Source organism: Magnetococcales bacterium (genome assembly GCA_015228935.1).
GTDB lineage: Bacteria > Pseudomonadota > Magnetococcia > Magnetococcales > DC0425bin3 > HA3dbin3.
In genome coordinates this window covers 1-6,722 of the sequence record JADGCO010000107.1, presented here as the reverse complement: position 1 = coordinate 6,722, position 6,722 = coordinate 1, and the positions used below count along the sequence as shown (strand labels likewise).

Annotated in this window: 5 protein-coding genes; 4 read left to right on the top strand and 1 reads right to left on the bottom strand. The window is 58.4% G+C overall.

The features are described 5' to 3' along the window. Nucleotides 1-157: 157 nt before the first annotated feature. From HQL65_17755 to HQL65_17740, 4 genes are all read left to right on the top strand, one after another. Nucleotides 158-1,795: a diguanylate cyclase gene (locus HQL65_17755; protein ID MBF0138080.1), complete on the top strand. Its 1,638-nt coding sequence runs from the start codon at nt 158-160 to the stop codon at nt 1,793-1,795. Nucleotides 1,796-2,138: 343 nt separating this feature from the next. Then, nucleotides 2,139-2,876: a 5'/3'-nucleotidase SurE gene (gene surE / locus HQL65_17750; protein MBF0138079.1), complete on the top strand. Its 738-nt coding sequence runs from the start codon at nt 2,139-2,141 to the stop codon at nt 2,874-2,876. Next, complete coding sequence (locus HQL65_17745; GenBank protein MBF0138078.1) at nt 2,858-3,553, top strand: protein-L-isoaspartate(D-aspartate) O-methyltransferase; 696 nt, start codon at nt 2,858-2,860, stop codon at nt 3,551-3,553. Before surE ends, HQL65_17745 begins: the two co-directional genes overlap by 19 nt. Before the next feature lie 71 nt (nt 3,554-3,624). Beyond that, entirely contained in the window at nt 3,625-5,601 is a 1,977-nt protein-coding gene (locus tag HQL65_17740; protein ID MBF0138077.1) for a peptidoglycan DD-metalloendopeptidase family protein, read from the top strand. An 11-nt stretch (nt 5,602-5,612) separates the two neighbouring features. On the opposite strand, the gene HQL65_17735 is transcribed toward HQL65_17740, so the two are convergent. Beyond that, the gene (locus HQL65_17735; protein ID MBF0138076.1) at nt 5,613-6,638 is read right to left on the bottom strand and encodes a hypothetical protein; all 1,026 of its coding nucleotides are present in this window, start codon (nt 6,636-6,638) and stop codon (nt 5,613-5,615) included. Between the last annotated feature and the right edge of the window lie 84 nt (nt 6,639-6,722).

The window sequence follows — 6,722 nt, the reverse complement described above, 5'->3', positions numbered from 1 at the left end:
GCCATGCACGGTAATGGGTGACGAAATGCCCAAAGCATACTCTGTGCCATGCACGGTAATGGGTGACGAAATGCCCAAAGCATACTCTGTGCCATGCACGGTGAAATGTCACGTCTTGGATTGTTTTTCCTCTCTTTTTGTCAGATCGGGAATTGTAATGTTCAAGCAGAAATTTTTGCGGGGTACATTCATCGTCACGTTTCTGGTCGTTGTTTCCCTGCCTCTGTACACGATATTTTTCACCTATCCGGCTTTTGTGGATGTTCTGGTGCGGCAGACGGAGCAGAATGCGGTTCAGGTGGCGACGCATGTGGCGAGCTATCTGGTCGATGCCGATTCCAGGACCGAATTGACCGCAACGACGGAACTGATTCACGAATTGCATGAGGTTGCCCGTGATTTCCAGGTTGCCAAATACCGGATGTTTTCTCCAGACGGGCGGATCATCCATGCCTCACAGGTCGGCGAGGTTGGCCAGACCAACCAGCATGACTATTTTCGGGAGATCGTGGCCAGAGGGCACAGCTACACCAAGGCGGTTGCCATGGAAGAAAAATCCATGGAGGGCGAAAAGTTTCGCAAGCATATCGTGGAGACCTACGCCCCGGTGATGCGTGGCGGACGTTTTTTGGGGGCGTTTGAAATTTATCTGGATTTTACGTCACAAAGGGTTGCCATGGAGAAAGTGTTGTGGCGCTCTTCGGCGATGATGGTCGGTATGGGGATGGCTTTTCTGCTTCTGGTATGGATGATTCGTCGGTCGGTATTGGGGCGTGTGACCCGGGTGGCCCAGGCCATGGCGCGCATGGGAGAGGGGCATCTGGACGTGCGTGCGCCGGTACAGGGACATGACGAACTGAGCGACATGGCCCGAATCTTCAACCGGATGGGTGAAGAACTCCAAAGTGCCAACCATGATTTGCAGAATGAACAAAACAAATTGACCACCATTCTCCTCAGCGCCCGGGAGGGGATCGTCGTGACCAATGCGCAGGAGCAGGTGGTGCTGGTCAATCCGGCTGCGGAAGATCTGTTGGGCAAAAGCGAAGAACGAATTGTCACCGCCGGTTTTTTCAACCTGATCGACGATCCGGATTATGTCAAAAAAGTCCTGGAACGGTCCGGTACGGACATGCCCGAAACCGTGGTCTACAACAATCGGGTCTTGAATTTTTATGCGGCCACCATTCATACCTCCCAGGGTGAGATGATTGGCTCGGCTGCCTTGTTGCGGGATGTGACCGCCGAAAAAAAATTGGAAGAAAAGCTGCGGCAACTCTCCTATACCGACGGTCTCACCGGGTTGCACAATCGTCGCCGCATGCAGGAAATCCTGCAGGATGAAATGCAGCGTGCCCGGCGGCACAATTCCGGTTTTGGTGTCCTGATGCTGGACGTGGACCATTTCAAAAAATTCAACGACCAGTATGGTCACGACCAGGGTGATCGGGTCTTGCAGACCGTGGCCTCGGCCATGAAGGGGTATTTTCGGACCGTGGACTCCTGTTGCCGGTATGGCGGTGAAGAGTTTTGCGTGATCATGCCCTACACCGTGCCGCCGGGTTTGGTCGAAGCGGCGGATCGGTTCCGGCAAAAAGTCGAAAAACTGAGCGTGAATGGTTTGCGGGTCACGATCAGCATCGGTGCGGCGGATTATTCCCAACTGGGAGAGAGCAACAATCCGGAAGAGATCATCAAACTGGCCGATCAGGCCTTGTACGAGGCCAAGCGGCGCGGGCGCAATCAGGTTGTGGCGCATTTTCAATTGTCCGAGCCAGAAAAACCCGGAACGTGACCGGGGCGGGACGTCCGCACTCCCGGGCAAACCCAGAGGTTAACCAACAGCCGGGGGGTCACAATCGCTCTCTGAGATGCTGTCTAATAACTCGTTAATTTTAAAAGAAACGAATGAAAAACCGGCCAATTTTTTTTATCCGAGGGTTAATGGACAGCCTCTGAGGGGAGTCACAATTGTTTTCTGCAAGGGATTTGGAAAGATGCGATGGTCCGGGAGGGGAAGGTTGACGGAATGGGGGGTTTCTCGTAACCTCGCAGTCGTCCGGGAAATCCATCAGGGTTTGTTGGAGTTGCATCGTATGTTGACCGGGACGGGGTCGGCTGGCTGATGTGGACAAATCATGCACATATTGATTGCCAATGACGACGGTATCCAATCGCCGGGGTTGAAAATCCTGGCCGATGCGGTCGGACGCCTGGGTGAGGTGACCGTGGTGGCACCGGATCGCAACCGCAGCGGTGCCTCTCACTCCATCACCGTGGAACGCACCCTCCAGGCCACCGACTATGGGCAGCGTTGGTATGGCCTGGATGGGACCCCCGCCGATTGCATCCAGGTTGCCACCCGCCAAATCCTGACTTCGCCTCCCGACCTGGTTGTCTCCGGCATCAACACCGGTGCCAATATGGCCGAGGATCTGTACTATTCCGGGACCGTGGGGGCGGCCAGGGAAGCGGTCTTGCAGGGAATACCGGCCCTGGCGGTCTCTCTGGCCGGGGAAGCGCCATGGCATTTCGAGAGTGCGGCCCGTTTTGCGGTCGTACTGGCCGGGCAGTGGCGGGGGCGTCTGTTGCCACGCCACACTTTTCTTAACATCAATGTTCCAAATGGACCGATTTTTGCGATCAAGAATCCCATCGTGACGCGCCCGGGTCGGCGACAACGCCCACCCCGGGTTGCCGGCAGTCCGGTGGCGGAGGCCAGTTTCTGGCGGCCCCACCCCGGTCTCGGCAACAAACGTTACATGGAGGATGTTCAGGCAGTTGCAGCCGGGCATGTGTCGGTCACGCCGTTGCATGTCGAAGCCTTTCTTGACGACGCCATGGAAGAACTTGCCAAATGGCCCACATTTCTCTGAGTCTGCCAGCCGCCCCACCCGCCCGTTGCCGTGAAGGTTTCGTTGCCAGTCGTGCCCAGGAGCGTATGGTGCAGGAGCAACTGGCCAACCGGGGTATCCGGGATCCACAGGTGTTGGCGGTCATGCGTGAGTTGCCCCGCCATTTTTTTGTCGATGAAGCCCTGGAAGAACGGGCCTGTGGGGATGTCACCCTGCCCATCGGCGAGGGGCAGACCTTGTCGCGTCCTTACACCGTCGCCCGCATGACCGAGGCCCTGTGCCTGACCGGTCAGGAAAAAATTCTGGAAATCGGTACCGGTTCCGGCTATCAAACAGCCGTTCTGGCGCGATTGTGCCAGCATGTCAGCACCATCGAACGTCTCCCGGATCTGGCCGAGATGGCCAGGTGGCGTCTCCACAAAATGGGCCTGTTGAATGTCACCTTCCGGGTAGGCGATGGCACCCTGGGTTGGCCGGAAAAACGCCAGTTTGATCGGATCATCGTCACGGCAGGTGCCCCGGTGGTTCCGGATGCCCTGCTGCAACAACTTTCGCCCGGCGGCATGATGATCATTCCCGCCGGCAACCGGATGAAGCAGAATCTCTTGCGGGTGGTCAAAAATCGCTTCGGTGAAACCCGGGAAATTCTGGAAGAGTGTCGTTTCGTGCCCCTGGTGGGCGCGCAGGGGTGGCATTAAAAAATTTGTTTTTTTCCATGGACTTGGACGAATTGACAGGGATTGATTCCTTGGGGATCAGGGTTGAACATATGAAACTCGCAGATTTTACGACCGGTTTTGCGCCCGGCGTTGGTTTTTTGGCAATATTGATGCTCTTGAACGGTTGCTCGTCGGCAGACCCGTTGCGGGACCGGCCCGGGCGCGAGCGGGCACCCATCCGCATTGCCAGTGGCCCCCCCCTGGCGTGGGCCGTACAGCCGACGCCGGCGCAGCGGATCAACCGCTCCAGTTCGGGTAATTACGAAGTTCAGGCCGGGGATACCCTGTGGGCCATTGCCGTGGTGCATGGCGTGGATGTGGAAAAGCTCGCGGCCTGGAACAAGATCGATGACCCTGACCTTCTGGTCCTGGGGCAAAAGCTGGCTGTCACGCCGCCGCCTGGTCAGGAGGAGGCTGCACCGCGACCGAACAAACGCTGGAAGGCATCGCTTGCAGAAAAGGCTTCTGTCCCGGAGGGGGGGGCAACGTCCGAACCGACCACCGGAGCCGTGGCTGGGGTTTCTGCCGGTCAGGGAGAAATCGCCGTGCCACCGGTGGCCAGTCAGACACCGATCATTGAAAAATCCGATATTGTGCCACCAACACCGCCTGCTGGCGAACCCATGCTTCCAGCACCGGTGGCATCCAGACAGGCCAATCCGGCTCCGCTGGCAGTAACAACAGCGCCAACTGTGGCGACAAAACCCGTTGCACGTCAGAAATCTGCCGTGGCACCTGTCGTGGCGGCAGGGGTGACGGCCCAGGTTGGATCGGCGGTTGCGGGAGCTGTACCGTTGGTGGGGGCCTCTTCAGCTCCGGTCCAGGGCCAGATAGTTTCAGATGCAGCCCGGATGGGCAGTGTTGCCATGGGAGATGCTTCCGTCAGAGGAAAACCGGTTCAGGCGGTTGCCGCAGCCAAAACGGCTCCTGCTGGCAACGTTGCCGGGGGAACGGGCAAGGCTTCCGGGGAAAAACCGGTCGTTGCCGCCAAATCCGTGAACAGCCCCAAGGTGCCAGCTACGGAAGCGGGTGTGGCGGATGCGAAGGCCACCAAGTCCCTGGCCGATGCGAAAGCCAACACCCTGGCGGATGCGAAGGCCACCAAGGCCATGGCCGATGCGAAGGCCAGGAGCGTGGCGGATGCGAAGGCCACCAAGGCCGTGGTGGATGCGAAGGCCAAGGCCGCAGCGGATGCCAAGGCCGCAGCGGATGCGAAAGCCGCAGCGGATGCCAAGGCCGCAGCGGATGCGAAAGCCAAGGCCATGGCGGATGCGAAGGCCAAGGCCATGGCGGATGCGAAGGCCAAGGCCATGGCGGATGCGAAAGCTGTGGCGGATGCGAAGGCCAAGGCCATGGCGGATGCCAAGGCCAAGGCCATGATGGAGGCGAAGACCAAGGTGGCGACGGATGCGAAGGCCAGGGTTGCGGCAGAGGCCCAGGGTGGACCCGGGGTATCAGCGGCCACAGCCGGACAGATGGATGGAGCCAAAGGTGCCGCTTCGGCAGCGACCTCGGTGGCTGCGGCTTCCGCCCCGTCCGGTGACAGTGACAACGACGAGGATGAAGAGACCGGGGCGCAGGATCACGCCGGGCGGCAGGGGAACCGGCGCTTGAATCCCAACAGTGCCGCTGCCAGGGCCAATGCGCCCAAGGATTGGCTCTGGCCGGTGGAAGGTGGCCATGTGGTCAGTCAGTTTGGTCGGCGGGGAAGAATGCAAAATAATGGGATCGATATTTCCGTTCCTGTAGGAACCCCGGTCAAGGCCGCAGCGGGGGGAGTTGTGGCCTATGCCGACAACAGTCTGCCCGGCTATGGCAACATGATCATTGTTCGCCATGGAGGGGGGTACATGACCGCCTATGCCCACAACAGCAAAATCATGGTCAATCGTGGCCAGAAAGTTCAGGCTGGCCAGGTGATTGCCCACTCGGGACAATCCGGCCGCGCTACCACGCCCCGGTTGCATTTCGAGTTGCGCAGGAGCATCAGGCCCTACAATCCCATGAAATATCTTGCCAGGAAATAAACAGGACGCTTTTATCGAAGGCACGGCAAAAATTGTATTTCGTCGGCAAGGTCCCGGTACGTGACAAACCGATGCCGTTCCACCTGCGCGGCCACAAAAGTTTCCAGGCAGGCCATGGAAAAAGGGGACATGGCCTTGGGATGACCAATGATCACAAAATCATCTCCTGGTGTGGATTTTTTCTGGTGCAGAGCCAGGGCGGTTTGCAGATATCCGGCCTTGAAACCATCCAGGGAGACCGGCGAGAGGGTGGTCCGGGTCAGTTTGGTCATGGTTTCGCCGCCCTCCATCTGGATGGCGTGACCGTCGCCATACATGTGCTGATTTTTTCCTCCCAGATGACGGGAAAAAGCCAGCCGCCAGTGGAACAGGGGAGTTAACGTCATGGGGGTGATGGGTATCTGGATGAAACGACCCTGTGGATCCGCCTGGGCAGGATCGTTTTCGAAACGCCAGCGGGATCCGGTGGGTGCCATCCGGAAATCGTAGGGTTGCCAGGGGTGGTGGCGAACAGCACCCGGAATCACCGACGAATCCATCCATAAACCGGCCCGGGCCAGGGCCGGGGCCACTTTGGCAAAAGGCTGGATGGACCAGCCGCCACCCCGGTGGACAAAAACCGCTTCCTTGCCGGCCAGGGTGCGCAAAAAATGGCTGTTATCGGCCACGATATGGGCAAGCGTGTCATCCGCCAGACGGGGCAAGGCAAAGGTGTCCATGTCAAAATGCCACCCGGCAGCAGCGAAGGTGGCCGAATGCCAATGGGGGTGCAGATGCAACTGCAATTCATGGCCGGCGGCGAGAAGTTGCCCAAGAATATGCAGGGTCTCATCCCGCATGCTGGCCAATGCCCTGTGTTGGGGAGACAATTCTGCCAGGCGCAACAGGAAACAGGTATCGACAAAAAAGGTGAATCTGACCCCGAAACGCTGACCAATGCGCAGCAATTCCCGAACCGGCGTGGCCAGGCAACGTTCCACGGTGCCCTGCCGCCGGCCCATGAACAATTCAAAATCAAATGTGACGAGGATATTCATGGTCTGTCATTGTTCTTTTAAAAAACGTTTGAAAAACTGGGATGGAGGTCCAGGAGGAAGCGGCTCTGCCCTTCCTCCTGGCGG